The organism is Arenibacter sp. S6351L (assembly GCF_023016025.1).
In the GTDB taxonomy this organism is placed as follows: Bacteria; Bacteroidota; Bacteroidia; order Flavobacteriales; family Flavobacteriaceae; genus Arenibacter; species Arenibacter algicola_B.
This window is the reverse complement of record NZ_JALKBB010000025.1, coordinates 26,738-53,085: the sequence shown is the minus strand read 5'-3', so window position 1 is coordinate 53,085 and position 26,348 is coordinate 26,738. Positions and strand designations below refer to the sequence as shown.

Below are 26,348 nucleotides of genomic sequence, written 5' to 3'. Positions count from 1 at the left end.
TCCTCCTTTTAATCTTTCCCTAGGTCCACATTCACATTACTCACTAGTATACATTACCTGTTAAGGCCTTAGTTCCATATTAAATGTTTGGATTATCGAAATCATGATAGTACCTAAATCTATCATTCTTGCAAAGAATAGGTACCAAGTATTAAAGCTAATGAAGACTTCCTGCTCTTCCTCCTAAAAAATTATAAACCATTATTTACATATCTTTGCCCGCTCCCTTAACTTTGCATTAGGTTAGGAAAAAAAATATAGGACCTGTCCAGTTCTGGGCTGGTCACTAAATAAATTACAAAACACATGAAAATTGTCATTTTAGCAGCGGGTATTGGATCAAGACTTGGAAACCCATTTCCTAAACCTCTAACACCTTTAAAAAATGGAAAATGTATCATGGAGATGCAGGTCAACAATTTGGAAGAAACCTTCGACATAGACGACATTAACGTTGTGGTTGGTTTTAAAAAAGATCTAATAATGGAACGCTTTCCGGAACTCACCTATATATACAACCCATTTTTTGATCAGACCAATACCTCCAAAAGCCTTTTAAAAGCCCTAAGAAAAAACAGGGACAAATCCGTGCTTTGGCTTAATGGCGATGTAGTTTTTGACGTAATGCTCCTATCCGTCCTAATACCCTATATTAATAAAAATCAATCATTTGTAGCCGTAAACACCAGCAAAGTAGCAGATGAAGAGGTTAAGTACACATTAAAGGATAATTTTATTGATAAATTGTCCAAGACGGTGAAAAATGGACTTGGTGAAGCTGTAGGCATTAATTTCATTGCTGCCAAGGACATAAAAAGTTTTATTACCAGACTTGAGGAATGTGATGACAATGATTATTTTGAAAGAGGTCTGGAGCTGGCCATAGAAAAAGACGACCTTAAAATTAGTGCCGTGGACATTTCCGATTACAATTGTATGGAAGTTGATTTTAAGGAAGATTTGGAAAATGCCAATACCCTATTTCGAAAATGAAAGTAATTTTATTTTGCCAAAACGCATATGCCTTTGGCATCCTTGCCCCCATTCGTGATGTACTTCAGGAACAGGGACACGACTTTCTTTGGTATATTTCTGGGAAACTTCTGGACAATTTTCCGTATAAAAATGAAAATTATACGGTTAGCACTTTAGATTTACAACTCTATAAAAGTGATGCCATTTTCGTGCCCGGTAATGAAGTACCTTATTATATCAGGGGTCTAAAAGTCCAAGTTTTTCATGGACTTGCTGGTGAAAAAAAAGGACATTTCAGGATACGGCACTACTTTGATCTTTATCTTACCCAAGGCCCGTATTTCACGGATAAATTCAATGAGTTAAAAAAACGACACAAAAATTTCGACGTCATTGAGACAGGCTGGCCAAAATTGGATGTTTACAGCACGGAAAAAAACAAATACGATTTTGAAAAGAAGGCCATATTGCAACAATTTAACACGGATAAAATTGTGCTCTATGCCCCTACCTTCTCCCCTAGCCTTACCTCTGCCCCATATCTATTGAAGGAAATAAGAAACCTTGCCGAGACCACTGGATACGTAATCCTCATAAAGTTCCATGACCTTATGGACCAAAAATGGATCAAGGAATACAAAAGAATGTCCAATGAAATACACAATGTACTTTTCAAAGAGGACAAAAACATTATAAAATCACTAATACAGGCAGATATATTGGTTAGCGACACCTCATCTGTAATTTATGAATTCATTCTCTTGAACAAACCGGTAATATCCTACAAGAATATTGCCGAGAAGGTGTTGTGGGACAATTCAAAATCTTACACTGGTCTAACAGAGAAAGTTTTGGATAATTTTCACTTGGACCCCCACGCTGCTGAAAGAGCATACATAAACATGCAATTTCACCCTTATCAGGATGGAAAGTCGGCACTTCGAATGGTAGAGGCGGTCAAAGAATATATAGAAATCCATGGAGTACCTGTAGAAAGGAAACTATCCTTAGCAAGAAGGTTTAAAATTAATTCCATGTTTGGAAAACCAATAAAGAACCCCTTTGTTGGTAAAAAAGCAAATAAAATTTCTGCCATTCTCATTACCTATAACGAGGATATCCATATCAATGCTGTTTTGGAAAATATAAAGTTCGCCGACGAGATTATCGTTGTGGATTCCTTTAGTACGGATGGCACCATTGAAAAAATAAAGGAGCATCCTGAGGTAAAATTGATCCAGCGGCCATTTGTAAACTATACAGACCAAAAATCCTATGCCTTGGAGCAGGCAACCAATGATTGGGTACTTTTCCTGGATGCAGATGAACGGGTTCCGGATCGACTTAGAAATGAAATCTTGGAAACCGTTAATTCCTCCAAACCAACTGCAGATGCCTATTACTTTTACCGAACCTTTATGTTCAAAAATAAGGTTTTACGCTTTAGTGGCTGGCAAAGGGATAAAAATTACCGTCTCTTCAAAAAAAGTAAAGTACACTTTACTCAGGATAGGATAGTACACGAAACATTGGTAGTGGACGGACAGTCTGAAGTGCTCAAAAACAGGCTTGTTCATTACTCTTACAAGAATTATGAAGACTACAAGGGTAAAATGATAAAGTATGGACAAATGAAGGCGGTAGAGGAACTTAAAAAGGATTACGACCCCAACTATTACCACTTTGTATTCCGCCCATTTTACAAATTTTTCAATCATTATATTCTAAGATTTGGAATACTGGACGGAAAAAAGGGGGCAATCATATGCTATCTCAACGCATTGGGAGTATATTCCCGATACAAGGAATTAAAAAGATTAAGAAATTTAAGATCATAAACAATTATGAAAGATTTGCTTTCCGAGGTAAACCAATGCTATGATATCCTTACTAAAGGAGGTCTAATATTGTACCCTACGGATACCGTTTGGGGTATTGGCTGTGATGCCACAAATGCGGCTGCCGTAGAAAAAATCTACACCCTAAAGCAAAGATCCAATTCCAAGACTATGATCTGTTTGGTGGCCAACGATTTTATGCTGGAACAGCATGTTGAAAAAGTACCGGAGCTGGCCTATGATATTATAGATCTTGCTACCAAACCAACCACCATTGTATATGAATCCCCAAAAGGGGTGGCCGCAAATTTAATCGCCAATGACAACACTTTGGCTATTAGGGTAGCTACTGATCAATTTTGCCAATACCTGATAAAGAAATTTAAAAAACCAATCGTATCCACCTCTGCAAATATAGCAGGACAACCGACCCCCAATTCTTTCAAAGAAATATCCGATGAGATTTTAAAAGGTGTGGACTATATAGTAAATTTGGACCGCGATAAAATTAACAGTACCCCATCTTCCATTATTATGCTCGGTAATGATGGTACCGTAAAAGTGATCCGAGAGTAAGAATGACGAATAGACAGCACGAAGAGGCCCTAAACAATCCAGTATTTTCTACCATTTCCGATGCAGCCAAAGAACTTTCATTAGATTCTTACGTAATTGGAGGCTTTGTAAGGGACTATCTGTTACAAAGGGGGACCCCAAAAGACATAGACATTGTTGCTATTGGCAGCGGAATAGAATTGGCCAAATTGGTCGCCAAGAAATTACCGGGGAGTTCAGAGGTTAGTATCTTTAAAAATTTTGGAACCGCAATGATCAAATTTCAAGACATTGAAATTGAATTTGTAGGAGCAAGAAAAGAAAGTTACCATAGGGACAGTAGAAAACCTGTTGTTGAAAATGGGAGTTTGGAAGATGACCAAAAAAGGCGGGATTTCACCATAAATGCCTTGGCCATTTCACTTAATCCTAAGGACTACGGACAACTTCTAGACCCCTTTGACGGCATTGGGGATTTAAACAGACAATTGATCAGAACCCCTTTAGACCCTGATATTACTTATTCCGATGATCCTTTGCGAATGATGCGAGCCATAAGGTTTGCAACACAGTTGAACTTTATTATTCATCCTGAATCATTACAGGCCATTGTGGACAACAAGGAAAGAATTAAAATTATTTCCAATGAGCGCATCGTGGACGAATTACATAAAATTTTGGCCAGTAGCAAACCCTCGATCGGATTCTCCTTGCTGCACGAAACAGGACTTTTACCCTTTATAATGCCGGAACTGGTTGCCCTGGAGGGCATTGAAGAAATAGAAGGACAAAGGCACAAGGACAATTTTTGGCATACTCTGGAAGTAGTTGACAACATTTCCAAAAATACGGATAATGTATGGCTGCGTTGGGCCGCCCTATTGCATGATATTGGCAAGGCCCCTACCAAAAAATTCGATAAAAAAATTGGGTGGACGTTCCATGCACACGAATTTGTAGGATCCAAAATGGTCTACAAACTATTTAAGCGACTTAGGCTTCCTTTGAACGAAAAAATGAAATTCGTACAAAAAATGGTACTTATGAGCTCTAGGCCCATTGTCCTTTCCGAGGATTTTGTAACCGACTCGGCCGTTCGAAGGCTCATTTTTGATGCGGGTGAACATGTAGAAGATTTAATGACCCTATGTGAGGCGGATATTACTACCAAGAATCCTAAAAAACAAAAAAGGTATAGGAACAATTTTAAAATTGTCCGTCAAAAAATTGAAGAGGTCGAAGAAAGGGACCATATAAGAAATTTTCAACCGCCAATTAGTGGGGAAGAAATCATGAAAACTTTCAACCTAAAACCATCCAAGGAAATAGGCATGATCAAAGAAGCCATTAAGGAAGCTATTCTGGAAGGTGATATTCCCAACGAATACAATGCCGCCTACACCCTAATGTTACAAAAAGGAAAGGAAATGGGGCTCAAATTGGAATAAACCTAATCTGCTTTTGGTACGATAACAAGAATCCTATTCCCCTAAGTATACGGATATAAACGTCAGGACAAGTCCTAGATTCCCCAACCAAGGGTCGGGGTATTCCACTAGAGATCCCTAAAATAATGAGGGGTTCGTTCTAGCATTGTAAATTAATGCCCCTGCAGCTTTTGGAATACGGGTCCTACCAATAAATTCCCCTTAACCTTAGCCCTTTTTTTAAGAAAAGAATGGTAATTTTGCAGGACTCTTTCAAACATCCAAATGCAAAAAAATTTTACAAAAATCGCCAAGATCAGTCTAGTTTTGGTCTACTTGGTAATTGTGGCCGGTGCAGTGGTAAGAATGACGGGTAGCGGCATGGGATGCCCGGATTGGCCCAAATGTTTCGGTTATTATATTCCCCCTACGGATATTGCGGAATTACAATGGCAACCGGAAAGGGAATTCAAAAAAGGCCAGGTCATTATTGTAGACGAAGCCCTATGGGTAGCCAAGGAAAGTTTTAGTACCTCCTCTACATATAATGCCAATAATTGGGCACCTTACACAAAGCATGACTACGCTATTTTTAATCCCTTCCATACATGGACCGAGTTTATTAACAGGCTATTCGGTGCCCTCGCCGGGCTGGGAACCTTAATAATGGCCATAGCTTCTTTTACTTACTGGAAAAAACAGAAATCCATCACTATACTTTCTTGGGTCGTAGTATTCGCCATGGGTTTCCAAGCATGGCTTGGTGCCACGGTAGTGTATTCCGTTTTAGCTCCGGCCAAAATAACCATCCATATGGTCATGGCCCTGTTCATAGTTTCTCTTATCCTATACTTGATTCATGCCACCAACAATAAGATTAAGTCTTTACAACCAGATAAAATAACAAGAAACTTAATAATCTTTGTTCTTTTCACCACCTTGGTACAAGTAGTATTGGGGACCCAAGTAAGACAGTTTGTAGATGTGCAAACCGACCTTTATGGTGAAGACGCCCCTAACTTATGGCTGAATAGTGCAACCTTATCATTTTACATCCACCGTTCCTTTTCCATAATCGTAGTCCTTTTGAACTTGGCCCTAGCCATTAGAATCTATAAATTAAACCTAGGTTATTCTAAAATAAACTGGGTATTGGCGCTTTTACTTCTAGAGGTTATTTCCGGAATGGCCATGTACTATCTGGATTTTCCTTTTGCTTCCCAGCCATTACATCTTGTGCTTGCATCAGTTTTATTCGGTTTTCAATTCTATTTGGTATTGGAAGCTATAAATGCTTTTAAAACCATGAAAACTTTGTAACTTTGCCACCACAAAAAAAGGACCTGATGATTTACAAAATAAGGATTATTCTAGATGCAGAGGAAGATATTTTTAGGGATATTGAAATAGAGGAAAGCAATTCTATGGAAGACCTTCACAATGCCATTACCCAGGCTTTTGGCTTTTTGGGAAATGAAATGGCCTCTTTTTATACCTGTGACGAAGAGTGGAGACAAGATGAGGAAATTGCCTTATTTGACATGAGTGAAAATGGCTCCGATGTTCGTTTAATGAATGAGATTCTGTTAGAGGACATTCTTACGGAACATTCTCCAAAGCTAATCTACGTATATGACTTTTTAAGTATGTGGACCTTCTTCGTTGAATTGGCCGACATTGTGGAAAAAGAAGACGCAAAGACCTATCCAAATACTCTTTTCAGTTTTGGTGAATTGCCCGACTCACCACCTGAAAAAAAGTTTGAAGCGGATGAAAGTGAATTCGATTTTGACAATACCCTTGACAATTACGAAGATTTGGATTTTGATGAAAACTGGAACTGATAATTCCTGTAGCTGTAGATTAATGCTGTAGCACATTAGGATCGACTAATTACAAAAAGTGATCCAAAAAAAAAGCCTCAAAAGGGCTTTAAGCACAAAATAACCCTTAAATATTTTCCATTATCCATGATCAACTTATACCCTACCCAAATTGAAACTATTTCCATACACCGTGTGGGAAACAAAAATAAGAGTGAAGGTATCTTTCTCTCTGAGGAACCATTTTCACTTAACGACGAAACTACCGGACTGTTAAAGGAATATTTCTTTAAACCTTTTAGGGAAAAGGAGGAAAATTACTATTATTTTTCCCATGAATCCGACGTTGAATTTAATGAAGTCTACAAAATTGTTTCCGATATTTTTGAGGAGCCCAGTAGCCTCCATGCCAATTCAAAAAGAATAGCGACCCAATTATTCGACCAGTCGAACCATCCTCATATCAAAAGCGGTGAAGTTTATGTTGCCTATCTTACAGATCTAATGTTGGATAATGTAAAAGTGAATGCCGTGGGTATATTCAAAAGCGAGCTCAAACACGATTTCCTGCAATTTCAGGAAAAAGGAAATAGCTTGGATATTTTGGTGCAACAGGGGATCAACATTAATAAATTGGACAAGGGCTGCCTTATTTTCAATACCGATAAGGAAGAAGGCTATAAAGTACTTTCAGTTGACAGCAATCGCTACGATACCAAATACTGGTTGGAAAATTTTCTAGGGGTGGATGCCTTGTCCGATGACAATTTTAAGACAAAAAACTACTTGAAATTCTGCCAGAACTTCGCCAAAGATGTGGTTTTACCTGCTGAGGACAAACAGCAAGAGGTGTTGTTCATGAACAGGGCGGTGAATCATTTTGCCAAAAATGACGCTTTTGAAGAGACCAATTTCTTGAACGAGGTTATGGAAAATCCGGAATTGATACCTGAATTTAAGCACTACAAAGTAGAAAAAGGTCCTAAATACAGTATCGAGGATGTCTCTACTTTCGACATTGCCAACAAGGCGGTTTCCGACGCCAGAAAAAAAATAAAAAACGTCATTAACCTGGACACCAATATCCAGATAAAGCTCGATTTTATAAATCCGGAATCAGCCCAAAAATTTGTAGAAAAAGGCTGGGACGAAGAGCGCCAAATGTACTACTACCTGGTCTACTTTAACAAGGAACAGAAAAGTTAGAAATATATACAAGCTACCCTGAAACATAGATTAAAAAAGTACCTAGGGTTATAAAACAAACAAGGCCGAAGTTATATGCTTCGGCCTTGTTTATTTTAATATTGTTATAGGGTTTACGCCAGAATATCGAATATGACAACCTTATAAATTGATCCTGTTCTCTATAATCTGTTTCATACTAACATCCTCATAATTTCTTTTCACAAAATCCAACGCAAGCGCCAACACTTCCCCCATGGTCTTACATTTTTTAAAGTCGATATCACCTGTAAGATCATAAATATGCTGTGAAAGGGCCGCAATATTATCGTCATTGGATATATCATCTGTCTTGACTATGGAAATGAGTCGCTTAATACGGTTCCCAGAACTCAGAATTCTTTTTGCCACAATGGAGCGTTCCTCTATTTTATATTGATCAACAGAATTACGCTGCAACTTCTCCTTAACCAACATGACCATTTTATAATTTTCCTTAAAAAACTGGGGCCTGTACACTTTTAATTTTCCCTCATAACACTGTTGATCAAAATCTATTGCCCTTATTTTATATACCACGTGATCAAAATCGTGGGTAGGAACAATAACGTAGTTATAGGATCGCATATCCCCCAAAAGGCGGATCATACAACGTTCATTAAACTTGACAAATTCTTTGGCCAACTGCGATTTTTCCGATTCCGTACATTTCGGCAAAAAATCCTTGATAAACACATCTCCCGGAATACCGGCAATATGCTCCTCAATCAAAGTATCCCCATAGACTAAGAAGTTAAGGTTATAGGGCGATAACATATGCTCAAGTTCCAGTCCGTAAATTCTGGAGGCATCGGTTCTTTTTACATAGAAATAAGTGAAATTGTCATTCAGTATATTCCTTACCTTTATCCTAAAGGGCTTGGAGTTGCCAAAAGTACAATAGTCCACCGCATCTACATTTAAAAATGGAAATATGCTATCACTACCATCGGAATGCAAAATGGAATATACTTTCTTTAAACTAATATCGATTTCGACCCTATCGAACTCACTGTAATACACACGCACCCAAAGAGTGTCCTCCTCATTGGAGTCATAGACAACAATAGACCCAGAAAAACGCAACAGATCCTCATAAAAAATTGGAATTTCAATTTTTCTGCTATAGTGCTCCAAATAAGCATCCAATTTACTATTGACTGGAAATGCAGGCTTTTTCTTGGACATTAATCTTTCGGACATGGAAAAAACTTTAATTTGTAACAAAATAACGATTTCTTCGTCAAGTAAGTACAAAGAATCAAAAAATCTATCCCATTTTGGAAACTATACTGACCGTAAACCACCTTACCAAGAAATTTGGATATCTAACTGCGGTAAAAGACCTTTCCTTTAGTATTGAAAAAGGCAATGTTTATGGCATCTTAGGGCCAAATGGTAGCGGAAAATCGACCACCCTGGGAATTGTATTGAACGTAGTGAATAGAACAGCTGGTGATTTTTCATGGTTCGGGGGAACCATTTCCACCCACGCCGCCCTTAAAAAAGTAGGCGCCATTATTGAACGCCCCAATTTCTACCCCTATATGACGGCCATTCAAAATCTGAAATTGGTCTGCAAAATCAAAGAAGTTTCCCAAGATAAAATTGAAGAAAAATTGGAAATGGTCGGACTTCTGGAACGAAAAAACAGTAAGTTCAGCACCTACTCCTTGGGCATGAAACAGCGATTGGCCATTGCCTCGGCACTTCTCAACGATCCAGAAATATTAATTTTGGACGAACCTACCAATGGTTTGGATCCTCAGGGAATTCATCAAATAAGGGAGATCATAAAAAAAATTGCCTCACAGGGTACCACCATTCTACTGGCCTCACATTTATTGGACGAGGTAGAAAAAGTCTGTAGCCATGTGATTATCCTAAGAAAAGGCGAAATGCTCTATTCGGGCCCAGTTGACGAAATGTTGACCAGTTATGGTTTCTTTGAACTTAGGGCAATCGATGATGCGGCCCTGCTAACGTTCCTGAACAAACATGCCAGTTTTGGCCCTATTAAGCAGGAAAATGGTTTAATAACCGCAATTTTAAAAGAAGAAATGGAGGCGAGCACCCTAAATCAGGACTTATTTAACAATGGCATAGTGCTATCGCATTTGGTAAAACGCAAAGAAAGTCTTGAGGAACAATTCCTTAGCTTGACCAACCATAAGGATTAACCGCAATACTACCCTTAAACGCATAAAAATATGTTACGTTTATTACAGATAGAATTTATTAAATTATGGAACAACAATGCGAGTAAGGTCCTTATCATTTCCTATTTCGTCCTTATCCTCTGCATGGCATTGTTGGCCGCAATAAAATTTGATATTGGCCCCATTCAGTTCCATGTGGCCGAACAGGGTATTTTCAATTTTCCCTACATATGGCACTTGAATACCTGGATTGCAAGTGGCCTGAAGCTCTTTTTTGCTATAGTCATTGTATCCATGATGGCGAACGAATACAGTAATAAGACCCTAAAACAAAATTTAATAGATGGGCTGAGCAAGAAGGAATTTATCGCCTCAAAATTCTTGACGGTTTTCGCTTTTTCGGTCATTTCTACCCTTTTTGTTTTTGTTGTTTCATTAGTCTTAGGGCTCTTCTATTCCGATTTCACGGAGGCATCTATCATATTTTCGGATTTGGAATATTTATTGGCATATTTCATTAAGTTGTTGGGTTTCTTCTCCTTTTGTCTTTTCCTTGGAATATTGGTTAAGCGATCGGCCTTTGCCCTGGGCTTTTTAATTATATGGTTTGCCATTGAAAATTTGGGTATCCGCTTTTTGGTATGGTGGCTTGCCGGCAAGGAAGCTTCGGCCAACGTTATGAAATTCCTCCCCTTAGAGTCTATGAGCAACCTTATCAAAGAGCCGGCTTCCAGATTTAAAGCAGTACAAAGCATGGTAGAACAAGTGGGGGAACAATTCAATAAGGACTATACCGTACATTTTTATGAAATTTTGATAGTGGGATGTTGGACTGCAATTTTCATTTACCTTTCATACGCCCTTTTGAAAAAACGGGATTTGTAAAGCTAATTTCCAAAAGCTTATACCCCTTGGCACCTGCAACATATACGATACACTGTAGAGTGCCAAAATGGTCATAAATAGTGGCCGAAGCACCGCAGTATTGCCCGCTATTTGTTAATTTTAGGTCATAAAACGAATATGATTTTTTTTATCATAGGTCCTAAAGTAAAAGATTAGACGAAATTATAGGAGTTCCTCAATGCATTGCACATGAAATTTAAAGTTGTTTCCGAATTTAAACCTACTGGTGATCAGCCCCAAGCTATTAAACAATTAAAAGAGGGCCTTGAGGCCGATGAACGCTACCAGACCCTTTTAGGGGTAACAGGGTCCGGAAAAACCTTTACCGTTGCCAATGTCATAGAGCAGGTTCAGCGACCAACTTTGGTATTGGCACATAATAAAACCCTTGCTGCACAATTATACTCGGAGTTTAAGCAGTTTTTTCCTGAGAACGCGGTAGAATATTTTGTATCCTATTACGATTACTATCAACCCGAAGCTTATATACCTTCAAGTGGCACCTATATAGAAAAGGACCTTTCCATTAATGAGGATATTGAAAAACTGCGGTTGAGCGCCACTTCTTCCCTATTATCGGGTAGACGGGACATTTTGGTAGTGGCATCGGTTTCCTGTTTATACGGTATTGGAAATCCAGTGGAATTTCAGAAAAATGTTATTGGGATAGAGAAAGACCAAGTTATTCCGAGGACCAAATTCCTTCATCAATTGGTACAAAGCCTGTACTCGAGAACGACAGCCGATTTTAGAAACGGAAATTTTAGGGTAAAGGGCGATGTAGTGGACGTTTTTCCGAGTTATGCCGACCATGCCTTCAGAATTCATTTTTTTGGGGACGAAATTGAGGAAATAGAGGCCTTTGACCCCTACAAGAATAAAATATTGGAAAAGTACCAACAGCTCAATATTTACCCTGCCAATATGTTCGTGACCTCACCGGATGTACTGCAGAATGCCATTCACCTTATTCAGGAGGATATGGTGCTGCAGGTAAATTATTTCAAGGAAATAGGGAAACACCTGGAAGCAAAACGCCTGGAAGAACGTACTAATTTTGATTTGGAGATGATACGGGAACTTGGATATTGCTCAGGAATAGAAAATTATTCCAGGTATTTGGACGGTAGGGAACCTGGAACCCGTCCATTCTGTTTGTTGGACTATTTCCCAAAAGATTATTTAATGGTTGTTGATGAGAGCCATGTTACCATTCCACAGGTACACGCGATGTATGGCGGCGATAGATCGAGAAAGGAAAATTTAGTGGAATATGGCTTTAGGCTGCCTGCAGCGATGGACAACAGACCGTTAAAATTTGAGGAATTTGAAGCGCTTCAAAATCAAGTTATTTATGTAAGCGCCACTCCTGCAGACTACGAATTGGAATTGAGCCAAGGCGTTTATGTAGAGCAGGTAATCAGGCCAACAGGGCTATTGGACCCTATAATTGAAGTCCGTCCCAGCTTGAACCAAATTGATGATCTCATCGAGGAAATCCAAGTGAGGGTGGAAAAGGATGAACGGACATTGGTCACTACTTTAACCAAACGAATGGCGGAAGAATTGGCCAAATATTTGACCAGAATAAATGTTCGCTGTCGCTATATACATAGTGATGTGGATACCTTGGAACGCGTTGAAATTATGCAGGATCTGCGCAAAGGTGTTTTTGACGTACTTATAGGGGTGAATTTATTAAGGGAAGGTCTGGATCTACCAGAAGTTTCCCTTGTGGCCATACTGGATGCTGACAAGGAGGGCTTTCTTAGAAGTGCAAGGTCACTCACCCAGACAGTGGGCCGTGCAGCCAGGAATCTAAATGGAAAAGCCATTATGTATGCGGATAAAATAACCAACAGCATGCAAAAAACAATAGATGAGACCAACTATAGACGCGAAAAACAAAGCACTTATAATCTTGAAAATAATATTACCCCCACCGCGCTTAACAAAAGTTTGGACAGTGTTTTAGCCAAAAATTCTGTCTCCACCTATCATTTTGAGAAAGAAGAAATGAAAGCTGCAGAGCCCGACCTATTGTATCTCACCAACGAACAAAAGGAAAAAATGATAAGGGATAAAAGAAAGGCTATGGAAAAAGCGGCCAAGGACTTGGATTTTATGCAAGCCGCTAAGTTAAGGGACGAAATTAAATCGCTTCAGGAACAGGAATAAAATACAAACCCACTACATTTTATTAAGAATGGTTTCAGGGAGATTTAGCAAAACAAAAAAGCGCTTCGATTTCCCGAAGCGCTTTTCCAATCAACCAACCAATCTATAATGTATCCTAAAGGATACACAACTACTTTTAAGCTTACGCTATTTCAATTAATCTTTTAGGCTTTGGTAATGCCTCTTCTTTTTTGGGAAGAACAAACTTTAGGATTCCATCTTCGTAGGTAGCGTTAATTTTATCCAAGGAAATTGTTTCCGGCAGACTAAACACTCTTTTAAAGGAAGAAAAAGTAAATTCCCTTCTGGTATATCCTTCATCCTCTTTGTTTTCCTCATTTTTTACTTCTGAGGAAATTGTTAGGATATCATTATCGATTTCAACATTGAAATCTTCTTTTTTCCTACCAGGTATTGCCAATTCCAATACATATTCACTTTCAGTTTCCTTTACATTGGCGGCCGGAACACTCTGCTTGAAGTTATCTACACCACCAAACCAATCTGGTCTTAAAATTTCATTCATTAATGATGGAAACATAACATTATTTCTTTTTACTAGACTCATGACTTTTATATTTTAAGTTATACTTTAAATTCTCATGAGCTAAAAGGCAAATGTTATACCGAATGCATTTCTATGTCATTATGTCGCTTATTTGGATTAAAAGCAAGCCATTATGTCATTTTTAATTAATTATTATAAGCTTTAAATATATTTATCAGCACGGCAGGAGGGACTACCTTGTCAGGATAATTGTGCATAATGGTAAGAACTTGCTCTATAGCCGCCTGGGGAAGTCCAAATCCGAGCCCTATATTATGAAGCTGTTCAATTTCGACCAGGCGCTGTTCCTGGTCCACATTCATAAGCAGTACCAGGCGATGAAATTGAAGGATGCGCTCCGCCTCGGATTTAAGCAATACCTTCTCAACTTTCTTATGAAAAAGAGAATCGAAGGTTTCTTTATCGACCTCCAATTGTTTTGCCACACCTAGCAAAAAATCATACTCCGAATCCTTAATTTCATTATCTACTTTTGCGAATGAAATCATTTGGGCAAGAATACCCAACTTCTCCAAATACGTACTCATAAATTACAGTTTAACACTAAGTTACATTAAATAGCATTGATTTCTTGTCTTCGGATGCAGGAAAGTAATCCCAAACTAGCACCACATCCTATTTTTTGTAATATCTTGTGAAAAAATTTATTATATGACCAATAATGATGTTCTTAAAAAATTAAGGGTTGCCTTAAAATTGCGGGATGATGAAATTGTAGAGATTTTAAAATTAGTCGATTTTAAAATTACCAAAAGCGAGTTGGGCGCTTTTTTCAGAAAGGAAGATCACCCCAACTATGTGGAATGTGGCGACCAAATTTTACGTAATTTTTTAAATGGCTTGGTAATCCATTATCGTGGCACAAGGGAGAATCCAAAAGACCCAAAACTATCGTTGCCCAAACCAAAAAAGGAACCCATTTTCAAAGGACATCAAAAACCAGGATTCAAGGAGCAACAAAAAAAGAAAATGGACCACGACATTAGTCCTGTAAAATACAAAAACAAAAAAAAGTCCTGATCCTTTAGAACTTTTCAAGATAACTTTCGGGTTTGTTTCAATTTCCTACAATATAAAACACCTTCAACAACAAAAAAAGGCAGTACTATTACAGCACTGCCTTTTCCTTTTTTATACTTAATTGGCACTATGCCAATACTTCCTTCACCTTATCTGCAGCTTCTTGAAACTGAACTGCGGAATGTACGGCCAAACCAGAATTATCAATAATTTCCTTGGCCAATTCAGCATTGGTACCCTGTAATCTTACAATAATAGGCACCTTTATGGCATCTCCCATATTTTTATAGGCATCCACTACTCCTTGCGCTACACGATCGCAACGAACAATACCACCAAAAATATTTATAAGGATACATTTAACAGCAGGATCCTTCAAAATAATCCTGAAGGCTTCTTCTACCCTTTTGGCATCAGCAGTTCCCCCTACATCCAAAAAGTTGGCTGGCTCACCACCGGCCATTTTAATAAGATCCATTGTAGCCATTGCCAATCCAGCACCGTTCACCATACAACCAACATTTCCATCCAGATCAACGTAGTTAAGACCTACTGCCCTTGCTTCTACCTCTATTGGATTCTCCTCTAGCAAATCTCGCATTTCAGCATATTGCTTTCTTCTATAAAGTGCATTGTCATCAATGGACACCTTGGCATCCACTGCCATAATCTTATCGTCAGAAGTCTTAAGAACTGGATTTATTTCGAATAGACTTGCATCGCTCTCCACATAAGCCTTGTATAAACTAATGACAAACTTGGTCATTTCCTTAAAAGCCGTTCCCGACAACCCTAGGTTAAAAGCTATTTTCCTTGCCTGAAAAGGCAATAGCCCAGTGGCCGGGTTTATTTCCTCGGTAAAAATAAGGTGAGGCGTTTTCTCCGCAACCTCCTCTATATCCATTCCACCTTCGGTAGAATACATGATCATATTTCTTCCAGCTGCCCTGTTCAATAAAACGGACATATAGAATTCGCTGGTTTCACTGTCTCCAGGATAATAAACATCCTCGGCAACCAAAACTTTATGTACTTTTTTACCTTCCGCTGAAGTTTGCGGAGTAACTAAATTCATACCAATGATAGATCCAGCAATATCTTCTACCTCGCGCAAATTCTTAGCCAATTTAACTCCTCCTCCTTTTCCTCGTCCACCTGCGTGAACCTGGGCTTTAATTACATGCCAACCGGTCCCGGTTTCCTGAGTCAATTGTTTGGCAGCATCTACTGCTTCCTTGGCATTATAAGCCACTAAACCGCGTTGAATGCGTACTCCAAAGCTCGCTAAAATCTCTTTTCCTTGATATTCGTGAAGGTTCATAAATTGAAGGTTCTATTTGTTCAGTTGCAAAAATAGGAAACACAGCGGATTTACCCTAATTAAATAAAACAGAAAAATACTTAGTGCCATGGACAAAGAAATTGGATAAGCTTTTAGATCAAAATCAACAAACTATCAAAACTAGGTTTTTTGGAAGATAGCACCATATAGTAAGCCAAACCTTGCGGTTTCATTCTAAATTTTGAAATCCTTAAAATCTATAGGGTCGAAATTTTTAAAATGTCCGTTCATCCCTATCATTTCCTTAGATTGGTTTACCTGTTTTAATACTTGGATAGTATTTGTTAAATGAGCTTTAACAAACAATAAGCGCTCACTTTTATAGGTCATTTTCAGGAGTTTGTATTCCTGTGAAAGAGAAAGACCTATTTTATGTATCAGTTGATAAATATCAAAATTCTCTGCCGTAAGCCCCAGAATGGATACATCCATTAGACCATAAAGCTCAACGATAAGGCTAAGGACATTTTCTTTTAAGGTTGTAACACTGTCATCGTAATGGGGCAAAAACTCCACCTCGCCCGCCGCGTACAATTTGCCGTCCATGACTTTTTGAAAAGTATTTATTTTAAAGGTACGCTGGCCAACACAAACAATATCCATTTCTCCAGAGTCATAAGTTTTTATTATTTCCTTCAATTCCAATTCTGCTCCATAAGCTATTTCCCCATCAACATAAGCAGGAACCCCAAAATTAATAGCTGATTCCCTGACATCCATTATCAATTGTTTGTAGCGTTCTTCAAAAATATGAAGGGCAACCATTTCGCCAGGAAAAAAAACGGACGGTAAAGGAAACAGGGGTAGCAACATAAATTTCTTGTTTAAAATTACAACGGACTCATTAAAACTCAAACCCGGACAATCCTACTATTGTTACATAAATAACAATATGTTACATTTTTCAACTATTGCTATATATTTTTGCTCAAAATCAATAAGTAGTCTAAATTTGCATAAAATTTTGAACAATGCGAAACACTGACTTATTAAAGATAGCAAAAACTTATGGTGACCCAGTCTATGTATATGATTCTGAAAAAATAATATCCCAGTTTCATAGATTGACCAATGCATTTAAAGACGTAAAGAAATTACAATTAAATTACGCCACAAAGGCACTTTCGAATATTGCAATATTAAAATTGATGAACAGTTTGGGAAGCGGCCTGGATACGGTTTCCATACAAGAAGTTCAATTGGGGCTCATGGCTGGTTTTGAACCTAGCTCCATTATATTTACTCCAAATGGGGTGTCCTTGGAAGAGATTGAAGAGGCAGCGAAATTAGGAGTACGAATCAACATTGACAACCTATCCATTTTGGAACAGTTTGGCAGCAAGCATCCGGATATTCCTGTTTGTATTAGAATAAATCCACACGTAATGGCCGGAGGAAATTCTAAAATCTCTGTAGGTCATATTGATTCAAAGTTTGGCATCAGCATACACCAAATACCTCATTTACTGCGCATCGTTAATCTTACGAACATGAAGGTAAATGGGATACACATGCATACGGGAAGTGATATTTTGGATATAGATGTATTCCTTTACGCTTCCGAAATTCTTTTTGAAACTGCCAAGAATTTCCAAGATCTTGAGTTTATAGACTTCGGAAGTGGATTTAAAGTTCCTTACAAAGAAGGGGACATTGAAACCAATATTGAGGAATTGGGCAAAAAATTAGGACAACGTTTCAACTCTTTTTGCAAAGAATATGGCAGGGAATTGACCTTGGCTTTTGAGCCAGGCAAATTTTTGGTAAGTGAAGCCGGTTTCTTCCTAGCAAAAGTTAATGTGGTAAAACAAACCACTTCAACCGTTTTTGCCAGTGTCGATTCTGGATTCAACCATCTTATACGCCCCATGTTTTATGGCGCCATCCACAGCATTGAGAATATCTCCAATCCGGAAGGACGTGAACGCTATTATTCCGTGGTAGGTTATATTTGTGAGACCGATACTTTTGCAAGCAACAAGCGCATCAGCGAGATTTCGGAAGGCGACATTCTATGCTTTAAAAATGCAGGTGCCTACTGTTTCACAATGGCCAGCAATTATAACTCAAGATTTAGACCTCCAGAGGTTTTATGGCATAAAGGAAAAGCAATTCTAATAAGGGAAAGGGAAACTTTTGACGATCTTATCAAAAACCAGATCGATGTCCAGGACTTATTCACGACTGTTAAAGAAAAGGCAATAGCAAAATAAAATTGCTGAATTTTCGTTAGTTTTGATGTTGTTGTAGGACTAATCCCTTAAAATATGGTCGTGAAATTAGTTTCCAAATCATTTTACAAAATAGCTGTTCTTTTTTGTCTAGCCATTTTACCCTTTGGTAGCATGGCACAGGAAGTTAAATGGCTAAGTTGGGATGAAGCGGCCAAATTGGCTGAAACGGAGAAAAATCCAAAGAAAATTTTTATTGATGTCTATACCGATTGGTGTGGATGGTGCAAAAAAATGGACAAGGATACCTTTCAGAATGAAGAAGTTGCCGAATACATGTCCAAAAACTATTATATGGTGAAGTTGGATGGAGAAGGCAAGGAACCCATTGTTTTCAAAGGCAAAACCTTCAAATTTGTTCCTTCAGGCAGAAATGGCTATCACGAATTTGCGGCAGCACTGATGCAGGGTAAAATGAGTTATCCCACGACAATATTCTTGGATGAAAAGATGAATATGCTTTCTCCCGTTCCGGGGTATCAAAAACCGGAACCTTTCCTGAAAATAGCCAAATATTTTGGTGACAACATTCACAAGGAGAAAGATTGGAATACCTACGATAGCGAAAGCAAATAGTAGAATTGACATTATATTTAAGACATAATGAAGAATAAAAAAAGCCGGTAAACCGGCTTTTTTATTTATCTAAATGTATCATACAATACCTGCTTATCTACTATAGTTAGGTGATTCCTTGGTAATGGTTACGTCATGTGGATGGCTCTCATTGATTCCACTTGCAGTAATCTTAACAAATTTCCCAGTCTCTTTTAGCGTTTCTATATCCTTGGCACCGCAATATCCCATCCCGGCACGAAGACCACCAATAAACTGATGGATACTCTCATAAAGATCGCCTTTATAGGGTACACGACCTACGATTCCTTCCGGTACCAATTTTTTGATATCATCTTCAACATCCTGGAAATATCTATCCTTACTACCTTGTTTCATGGCCTCTACAGAACCCATCCCTCTATAGGATTTAAATTTACGTCCTTCGTAGATAATCGTTTCGCCTGGTGATTCTTTTGTTCCAGCTAACAAAGAGCCCAACATTACCGTATCGGCCCCTGCGGCAATGGCCTTGGGAATATCCCCCGTATAACGGATTCCACCATCGGCGATAACTGGTACCCCACTGCCCTTAATAGCAGCAGCCACTTCCAATACCGCTGAAAATTGAGGAAAACCAACCCCTGCAACCACACGGGTGGTACAGATTGAACCGGGACCTATTCCGACTTTCACAGCATCGGCTCCCGCATCTACCAAATACTTCGCAGCTTCTGCAGTAGCTATATTACCTACAATAACTTCCAAATCTGGGAATCTCTTTTTAACTTCCTTTAAAACAGTCACTACACCTTTGGTATGCCCATGTGCAGTATCGATTACCACAGCATCTACCCCTGCATTGACCAAAGCTTCTGCCCTATCCACAGCATCACCGGTAACCCCTAAAGCTGCGGCAACCCGTAATCTTCCGTACTGATCCTTATTGGCTATAGGCTTTTGGGTTAGTTTTGTAATATCCCTAAAGGTAATCAACCCAACAAGCTTGTAGTCCTTGTCGACAACTGGTAATTTTTCAATTTTATTCTCCTGCAAAATATCCTCCGCCTGCTCCAAGGAAGTCCCCTCGCTTACAGTAACTAGATTTTTGGAGGTCATAACCTCGGAAATGGGACGATCATTATTTTTTTCAAAACGAAGATCCCTATTGGTCACGATTCCTATCAATTTACCTTCATCATCTACAATGGGTATTCCACCAATGCTAAATTCCTTCATGTTCGCTTTTGCATCCCTTACCTTAGAATTTAAAGGCAGGGTAACAGGGTCTATAATCATACCACTTTCCGCTCGTTTTACCTTGCGTACCTTCAGCGCTTGCTGTTCTATGGTCATGTTCTTATGCAAAACTCCTATTCCACCTTCCTGGGCAATGGCAATGGCCATACGGGATTCCGTTACGGTATCCATAGCTGCAGAAACGATGGGAACATTGATCGTAATGTTTCTAGTAAATTTTGTTTGAATATTGACTTCCCTAGGAAGTACTTCTGAAAAGGCTGGAACCAAAAGTACGTCATCGTACGTAAGACCTTCTCCAACAATTTTATTTAGGTGAGCTTGCATAGCAATTAAAGATTAATTGCGTGCAAATATACTACATTTAAAGGAACTGATGAATAGTTATTGTGTTAATTGACCGTTACCGTTTTCTTACACAATTGATAAATCACCAAGAGCGCAGCAATACTATAGGTCAAGGTCATTAAAATTCCGGAAAGGATAACCACATATTTCATCCAAAGTAGCCCCGACCACATTAAATAAATGCCCCCAAAAGTTAAAATCACGGATAAAAAAGGTTCAATAGTGAGGAACATTTTAAGCTTGTGAGGAAGTTTCGCAAGCCATACCAGACCACCAAGTAGAAAAAAAATGAGCGACATGGAAAGAATATGGGTGTGTATTATGGTAAGCATCTCCCGTTCCCCTTTTTTAAACTTCATTACCTCGGCCTCTTCATCGTCCTCATTTCCCATATAATTTTCCACAATTCCTTCGGGCGAGGAAGTACTGGTTTCCGAAACAAACAAGAGACCTGTATAAAAGCCAATACTCAATACAAGAACAAAGGTGGCAACAAACCATTTTATTCCCTTGGGTAGTGCCAATAATAGACCATCATACCCCATTAAAGCATCTTTTTTTCTTGAAGAATTCCAACCGTTTGCAATAGGTTGTCCATGGAGGTAGTCATGGATCTTACCGAAATCGTTGCCCCAGAAATACCATCTATGTTGGTTTCATGGCTAACCCTATCTTTTCCCGTTTTTCCAATAAACTGTTCCAACCACCTTTTACTTCCAATTTCTCCACCATATTCCTCACGATATATCAAGACCTTGGAGTGGATGATTTCCAGATTGGGATTAAAGATGACCAAATAGTCGAACTGAGCCGTTTTACTGGCTGCCTGATCTACAAAGGCGTACCCTAACAGGTTATTGCCCTCTTTTATTTGAAAGAAATTATCAGTGGTAATCTTGGTTGGAAGCTTTTCGTTTACTGCTTTTGAAACAGTAATTGGCACAAAGGAATAATTCGTGGTATCAAATACCTTTTCTACTTCCTTATCCATTTTCTTTTGAACATTTTTCGGGATTCCAAACCCAAAAAATACCATAGAAAATATAACTAAAACAACCGTTATCCGTTTTCTAAAATTCATGCCCCAAATATACTAATTTAGAATCATTTTTAATAATAATTAAGATATTTAGGGCCATGAATTAGTAATTTCCATTTTTCTGGATTAGAACCAAACCCCTATTCCAAAATTCAATACATTTTGCAGATCACTATTATCTACTGCGTCCGACTTAAATTGATAATCTCCTTTCAATACCACCCCAGGAGCTAAATGATAGGTAAGACCTGTTGTTACATCGGTTTTGTTGTATGCATTGTTCCTTACCAAGGCACCCGCTGTATCGGCATGGGTATCATATTTTTCGTATCTGGCAAAGGCAAACAATTTTTGCTCATTACCAGCTGGCAAAAGATTATAGGCACCTTCCACATACCATCCTTGTAGCGCGCTACCCAAATTACTACCGGTTAAGGCGTTGTAATCCTCAGTATCGGAAAGGGAAGCATATATAAATTGCCCTCTTGCGGTAAAATTCCCATAAGCATATCTTGCATCCAAACCAACCATTGAAATTCCAATGTTTGCTCCGGTAAGCTCCTCTACATCATCGGCTGCCTGTGTTTTTCCGAAATACCCAGAAAGTCCCAAACGCAGACCAGGGACTCCGTAATAATCCAATTTAGCTGAAAGGGTTGGGCTATCAATAGTAGATTTGATACCTTTTTGTCTTCCACCCCTTAATCCACTGGAACCTTGCAAAAATCCATTGATTCCACCTTCGCCATCGGCCTCAGTAGATTTAAATCCGTTGAATAAATACGCTTGATAGCCTAAGGATAGATCATTCACCCTACCAAAGACACCAACTCCTAGTTCCCTCCAGGTAGTGGGCACTATAACATTGTCCATGGCCGGACGCTCTGCTCCATTAAAAGTTGTGGGTTCATGGTATTCATTAACGATTCCCATCGGCACCAACATTAATCCACCTCTTAGATTAACACTATTTCCAAGGTTGTAGTTAACAAAAGCCTGCTCAATGTATACCTCCTCAACATGCTCAAATTCAATTTCAGTAACAAACTGGGCCCTATCATTGAATCTATATCCCAAAAGCAATACCAACCTTTGAACGTCTATCTCTCCATTGTCACCTTCTGGCTGATTGTAAAGCATTTCCCCATAGGCACCAACAGTAACGGCGGACGCATAATTACCTGAAAGCAAACGCTGGGCCGCATTCAATTGTTTTTGTGGATCCAGGGTAATGGAATCATTGGCAGTCTGCGCGAATGCTCCTGTTACAATGAGTAAACCGAATAGTAACGAAATTCTTTTCATTATTTTATTGTTCTTATTTAGATTGGATAAATATAATTTTCGGGTGCAAATATAATATCAAGAACCAAACCGGCAAACTTAATTTAAACTAAATCTAAATAAACTTAAAAATTTAACAAAACGCGAAGTAATCTTGAAATCTGCCAGCCTAATTATTTCAATGATATGAAGAAAACAGATCCGATGCCTTATTGAATGCAGCTTCAAAAGCCATCCAATTAACATTGGTGTCGGCCTTTACAGCGGTAAAATAGGATAGCATCTTTTCTGTGGGCATATTTCCAGTTAGCTCATCCTTTGCCATAGGACACCCTCCGAAACCTTGCACCGCACCATCAAACCTACGACAGCCAGCCTTATAGGCAGCATCAACTTTTTCGTGCCATTTAGATGGAGTGGTATGAAGATGGGCACCAAATTCAATTTCAGGGAATTTTGGAATCAGGTTAGAAAATAAGTAGTCGATTACTTCCGGGGTGGAAGAACCCACGGTATCGGAAAGCGACAATATTTTTACTCCCATCCCTGCCAGTCTTGTTGTCCATTCACTTACTATCTCAACATTCCAAGGATCCCCATATGGGTTACCGAACCCCATAGAGATATAGGTCACTACTTCCTTGCCTGAGTCATTCGCTATTCTCAAAATCTCTTCCAAAGTAGCTACTGATTCAGCAATTGTTTTATGGGTATTCCGCATTTGAAAATTCTCCGATATGGAAAAAGGATATCCCAAATAATCAATGGAACCATGTTGGGAGGCATCCATTGCCCCTCTGACATTGGCAACAATAGCCAATAACTTACTAGTAGTCTTGGACAGGTCCAATTGGGAAAGAACCTCAGCCGTATCCACCATTTGTGGAATAGCCCTGGGCGAAACAAAACTCCCAAAATCTATGGTGTCGAAACCACAATTCAAAAGGGATTGAATGTACCTTACCTTATTTTCTGTGGGAATAAAGGTTTTGATACCTTGCATGGCATCTCTTGGACATTCTATTATTTTAATGGTATTGGACATTCCCCTGCTTAAGCTTTATCAAAATTAATATTATTTATCAGATATTAACAGATAAACAGCAATACCAACAAAAACAATAATCTGAAGCCATTTCAAGACTTTTCCCAATTGCCCGTGCTCATTTATATATTTCGAAATGGTTCCAGAAAGGACGGCTATAGCACTAAAAATAGTAAAAGAGACCAATATAAATATCCCTGCAAGTACGTAGAATTGAACAACAATATTTATATAATTACTAAACAAAAACCCGGGAAAGAAGGCCAAGAAAAAAATAGTAACCTTAGGATTAAGAACATTCATTATAAATCCTTGCTTATATAGGGCACCCAATGATTTCTTATTTACCCCACTATTCGATATTTCCAGATAATCGCTACTCCTGAAAACCTTATAGGCCAAATAGACAAGATAAATGGCTCCAAACAATTTTATTACAAAAAACAAATTTGGGTTTTGCTTAATTATAGCGGAAACGCCAAATGCCAATAAGGTTGCATGTACCAAACAACCGGTCATTAATCCCGCAACGGTTGCTATGCCGTATTTCTTTCCATTGGTAATACTCTGGATAAGCACAAAAATATTGTCCGGCCCTGGAGAAATGGCCAATGCGGCCGTGGCCAATACGAATGTCAATAATATATCGTAATTCAAATCCCGGTAATTTGTATGGTGAACAAAGGTCGGAAATTAGCAATTAATTGTCGCTTTTTCTATAAATAATGGCATTAAACAAAAGTGCAGGTCTTAGCTCCCTTCTAGGCACCGATACCAAGGGCACATTCGTAGGGCTATTGTATTGCATTTGGCCAAAGGCTTCTGAAATAGGTTTGACGAATAAAGCTTGATAAATATTATATCAACGAACAACCCTTATCCATCTTTTTTATATCTTCCACAAAAATTTATATATGAAACCAGTTTTTTATACCGTAAGCCTTTTGGCCGCAATACTATTGATGAGTTACAACATCCCAAACACTAATAATTTGAACAAGGATTTAACAATGGAAAATTCCAAAAAACAGGACAGCGTATTGCGCCATGTAGTACTTTTTAAGTTTAAAGCCAATACCTCCAAAGAGGACATTGCAAAAGTAGAGGCCGCTTTTAGCGCCTTACCTTCCAAAATACCACAAATAGTGGGTTACGAATGGGGAATTAACAACAGTCCTGAAGGATTGAACAAAGGATTAACACATTGTTTTTTCCTCACTTTCAATAGCGAAGAGGATAGGGCCATATATCTTCCACATCCGGATCATAAGGCTTTTGGAGCGGTATTGACCCCACATTTGGAAGATGTTACCGTAGTGGATTATTGGACTAAATAATTAAAGGTTTTAAGGGATAAGAATTATCAACCTTGCCTAAGAAAAAGCAGGCTTACCCAGCATTGGGACAAGCCTGCTTTTTTTTTGCAAAATAAAACTGTTTATCCCTTTCAGTTCTTAATTCTACTAACAATAGCCTTGTTGATTCTCTTTATAAGTGACGGGCCTTCATAAATAAACCCGGTATATAATTGGACCAAATCGGCCCCGGCGTCCAATTTTTCAAGGGCATCTTCGGCAGAATGGATTCCACCGACACCGATAATAGGAAACGCCTTATTGCTTTTTTGTGCCAAAAACCGGATTACTTCCGTACTTCTTTTGGTAAGAGGTCTACCGCTTAAACCACCTGTTTCTTCTTTTAACAAAACATCGGATTTCAAATTATCACGGGCAATAGTCGTGTTGGTCGCAATTACCCCATCTATGTTCGTATCCTTGACAATGCCTATAATGTCCAGCAACTGGTCATCCGTTAGATCTGGGGCAATTTTCAAAAGAATGGGTTTTTCCTTCCCAGCCTTTTCTTTTGCCAATTTGCTATTTTCCTTTTTCAATTCCTTCAGCAAGGCCGTCAAAGGTTGCCTATCCTGAAGTTCCCTTAGGCCGGGAGTATTTGGTGAGCTAACATTTACAACAAAATAATCCACATGATCGAAAAGCGCATCAAAACATATTAAATAATCCTTTGCTGCAAGTTCGTTGGGCGTCACCTTGTTCTTCCCTATATTGCCCCCGACCAATACCCTATGACTTTTTTTAAGATTTTCAACAGCATCGAACACCCCCTTATTATTAAACCCCATTCTATTGACGATGGCCTGATCTTTCTTTAAGCGAAACAAGCGCTTTTTCGGATTTCCATCCTGAGATTTGGGAGTCAAGGTTCCTATTTCAATAAATCCAAATCCAAAATCGGATAATTCATTGTACAACTTGGCATCCTTGTCAAAGCCTGCCGCCAATCCCACCGGATTTTTAAATTTCAACCCAAACAATTCACGTTCCAAACGAGGGTCGTTGACCGAATACATGGCCCTAAATATCCCAGCAAATCCTATACTGGATAAAAAACGAATTGTTCTAAAAGTAAAATGGTGAACTCTTTCTGGATCGAATTGAAAAAGGATGGGGCGGATTAGCTGCTTATACATTTAAACTATTTTCCGCAAAAATACAAACTACCCGTGCTAAACTATCCTAAACACGCTCTTTTTATTAACATTTACTACAA

At 38.6% G+C, this 26,348-nt stretch carries 26 protein-coding genes; 14 read left to right on the top strand and 12 right to left on the bottom strand.

The genetic code is table 11. The features are described 5' to 3' along the window. Positions 1-306 precede the first annotated feature (306 nt). From MWU82_RS18050 to MWU82_RS18015, 7 genes are all read left to right on the top strand, one after another. The gene (locus MWU82_RS18050; protein WP_247097481.1) at positions 307-993 is read left to right on the top strand and encodes a phosphocholine cytidylyltransferase family protein; all 687 of its coding nucleotides are present in this window, start codon (positions 307-309) and stop codon (positions 991-993) included. Next, entirely contained in the window at positions 990-2,813 is a 1,824-nt protein-coding gene (locus MWU82_RS24395) for a CDP-glycerol glycerophosphotransferase family protein (RefSeq protein ID WP_348647000.1), read from the top strand. Before MWU82_RS18050 ends, MWU82_RS24395 begins: the two co-directional genes overlap by 4 nt. 6 nt (positions 2,814-2,819) lie before the next feature. Next, positions 2,820-3,389 carry an L-threonylcarbamoyladenylate synthase gene (locus tag MWU82_RS18035; protein WP_215947034.1) on the top strand — a complete coding sequence of 190 codons (570 nt, stop codon included), beginning with the start codon at positions 2,820-2,822 and terminating at the stop codon, positions 3,387-3,389. A gap of 2 nt (positions 3,390-3,391) precedes the next feature. Beyond that, complete coding sequence (locus tag MWU82_RS18030; RefSeq protein ID WP_247097480.1) at positions 3,392-4,816, top strand: HD domain-containing protein; 1,425 nt, start codon at positions 3,392-3,394, stop codon at positions 4,814-4,816. Positions 4,817-5,080: 264 nt separating this feature from the next. After that, a complete protein-coding gene (locus MWU82_RS18025) occupies positions 5,081-6,115 on the top strand; it encodes a COX15/CtaA family protein (protein ID WP_247097479.1) in 1,035 nt (344 codons plus the stop codon). Positions 6,116-6,141: 26 nt separating this feature from the next. After that, positions 6,142-6,639, top strand: a complete 498-nt coding sequence (locus tag MWU82_RS18020) for a plasmid pRiA4b ORF-3 family protein (protein ID WP_215947031.1) — start codon at positions 6,142-6,144, stop codon at positions 6,637-6,639. A 126-nt stretch (positions 6,640-6,765) separates the two neighbouring features. After that, positions 6,766-7,824: a nucleoid-associated protein gene (locus tag MWU82_RS18015; RefSeq protein ID WP_215947030.1), complete on the top strand. Its 1,059-nt coding sequence runs from the start codon at positions 6,766-6,768 to the stop codon at positions 7,822-7,824. A gap of 141 nt (positions 7,825-7,965) precedes the next feature. On the opposite strand, the gene MWU82_RS18010 is transcribed toward MWU82_RS18015, so the two are convergent. Continuing rightward, positions 7,966-9,045, bottom strand: coding sequence for a hypothetical protein (locus MWU82_RS18010; protein ID WP_215947029.1), 1,080 nt, complete (start codon positions 9,043-9,045; stop codon positions 7,966-7,968). A 77-nt stretch (positions 9,046-9,122) separates the two neighbouring features. Here MWU82_RS18010 and MWU82_RS18005 point away from each other — a divergent pair, with 77 nt between their 5' ends. From MWU82_RS18005 to uvrB, 3 genes are all read left to right on the top strand, one after another. Then, positions 9,123-10,022, top strand: coding sequence for an ABC transporter ATP-binding protein (locus MWU82_RS18005; protein WP_215947028.1), 900 nt, complete (start codon positions 9,123-9,125; stop codon positions 10,020-10,022). Positions 10,023-10,052: 30 nt separating this feature from the next. After that, positions 10,053-10,886, top strand: coding sequence for an ABC transporter permease subunit (locus tag MWU82_RS18000; protein ID WP_247097478.1), 834 nt, complete (start codon positions 10,053-10,055; stop codon positions 10,884-10,886). Between the two features lie 210 nt (positions 10,887-11,096). Next, positions 11,097-13,085, top strand: a complete 1,989-nt coding sequence (gene uvrB / locus MWU82_RS17995; protein WP_215947026.1) for an excinuclease ABC subunit UvrB — start codon at positions 11,097-11,099, stop codon at positions 13,083-13,085. A 142-nt stretch (positions 13,086-13,227) separates the two neighbouring features. Here the strand turns inward: uvrB and MWU82_RS17990 are convergent, their stop codons facing one another. After that, a complete protein-coding gene (locus tag MWU82_RS17990; protein ID WP_215947025.1) occupies positions 13,228-13,653 on the bottom strand; it encodes an Hsp20/alpha crystallin family protein in 426 nt (141 codons plus the stop codon). 125 nt (positions 13,654-13,778) lie between these two features. Beyond that, complete coding sequence (locus tag MWU82_RS17985) at positions 13,779-14,180, bottom strand: TerB family tellurite resistance protein (protein WP_247097477.1); 402 nt, start codon at positions 14,178-14,180, stop codon at positions 13,779-13,781. Positions 14,181-14,304: 124 nt separating this feature from the next. Here MWU82_RS17985 and MWU82_RS17980 point away from each other — a divergent pair, with 124 nt between their 5' ends. Beyond that, positions 14,305-14,673, top strand: coding sequence for a DUF1456 family protein (locus MWU82_RS17980; protein ID WP_247097476.1), 369 nt, complete (start codon positions 14,305-14,307; stop codon positions 14,671-14,673). Between the two features lie 127 nt (positions 14,674-14,800). Here the strand turns inward: MWU82_RS17980 and sucC are convergent, their stop codons facing one another. Further along, positions 14,801-15,994 carry an ADP-forming succinate--CoA ligase subunit beta gene (gene sucC, locus MWU82_RS17975; RefSeq protein ID WP_247097475.1) on the bottom strand — a complete coding sequence of 398 codons (1,194 nt, stop codon included), beginning with the start codon at positions 15,992-15,994 and terminating at the stop codon, positions 14,801-14,803. 195 nt (positions 15,995-16,189) lie between these two features. Continuing rightward, entirely contained in the window at positions 16,190-16,828 is a 639-nt protein-coding gene (locus tag MWU82_RS17970; protein ID WP_247097474.1) for an LON peptidase substrate-binding domain-containing protein, read from the bottom strand. A 158-nt stretch (positions 16,829-16,986) separates the two neighbouring features. Between MWU82_RS17970 and lysA the strand changes: the two genes are divergently transcribed. Together lysA and MWU82_RS17960 are read left to right on the top strand one after the other, a co-directional pair. Further along, a complete protein-coding gene (gene lysA, locus MWU82_RS17965) occupies positions 16,987-18,228 on the top strand; it encodes a diaminopimelate decarboxylase (protein ID WP_215947021.1) in 1,242 nt (413 codons plus the stop codon). 60 nt (positions 18,229-18,288) lie between these two features. After that, positions 18,289-18,822: a DUF255 domain-containing protein gene (locus MWU82_RS17960; RefSeq protein ID WP_247097473.1), complete on the top strand. Its 534-nt coding sequence runs from the start codon at positions 18,289-18,291 to the stop codon at positions 18,820-18,822. A 93-nt stretch (positions 18,823-18,915) separates the two neighbouring features. On the opposite strand, the gene guaB is transcribed toward MWU82_RS17960, so the two are convergent. The 6 genes from guaB to MWU82_RS17930 form a co-directional block, all read right to left on the bottom strand. Beyond that, positions 18,916-20,388, bottom strand: coding sequence for an IMP dehydrogenase (gene guaB, locus MWU82_RS17955; protein WP_215947019.1), 1,473 nt, complete (start codon positions 20,386-20,388; stop codon positions 18,916-18,918). A gap of 65 nt (positions 20,389-20,453) precedes the next feature. After that, positions 20,454-20,954, bottom strand: coding sequence for a hypothetical protein (locus MWU82_RS17950; RefSeq protein WP_215947018.1), 501 nt, complete (start codon positions 20,952-20,954; stop codon positions 20,454-20,456). Continuing rightward, complete coding sequence (locus tag MWU82_RS17945; protein ID WP_247097472.1) at positions 20,954-21,400, bottom strand: FMN-binding protein; 447 nt, start codon at positions 21,398-21,400, stop codon at positions 20,954-20,956. The genes MWU82_RS17950 and MWU82_RS17945 overlap by 1 nt, the downstream gene beginning before the upstream one ends. Before the next feature lie 174 nt (positions 21,401-21,574). Further along, positions 21,575-22,753 (bottom strand): hypothetical protein, encoded by a 1,179-nt coding sequence (locus tag MWU82_RS17940; RefSeq protein ID WP_247097471.1) that lies wholly within the window; start codon positions 22,751-22,753, stop codon positions 21,575-21,577. A gap of 157 nt (positions 22,754-22,910) precedes the next feature. After that, complete coding sequence (locus MWU82_RS17935; protein WP_247097470.1) at positions 22,911-23,777, bottom strand: hydroxymethylglutaryl-CoA lyase; 867 nt, start codon at positions 23,775-23,777, stop codon at positions 22,911-22,913. A gap of 30 nt (positions 23,778-23,807) precedes the next feature. Beyond that, entirely contained in the window at positions 23,808-24,434 is a 627-nt protein-coding gene (locus tag MWU82_RS17930; protein WP_247097469.1) for a LysE family translocator, read from the bottom strand. 353 nt (positions 24,435-24,787) lie between these two features. On the opposite strand from MWU82_RS17930, the gene MWU82_RS17925 reads away from it, so the two are divergent. Beyond that, positions 24,788-25,114 carry a Dabb family protein gene (locus MWU82_RS17925; protein WP_247097507.1) on the top strand — a complete coding sequence of 109 codons (327 nt, stop codon included), beginning with the start codon at positions 24,788-24,790 and terminating at the stop codon, positions 25,112-25,114. Positions 25,115-25,224: 110 nt separating this feature from the next. On the opposite strand, the gene MWU82_RS17920 is transcribed toward MWU82_RS17925, so the two are convergent. Then, complete coding sequence (locus MWU82_RS17920) at positions 25,225-26,268, bottom strand: quinone-dependent dihydroorotate dehydrogenase (protein ID WP_247097468.1); 1,044 nt, start codon at positions 26,266-26,268, stop codon at positions 25,225-25,227. Between the last annotated feature and the right edge of the window lie 80 nt (positions 26,269-26,348).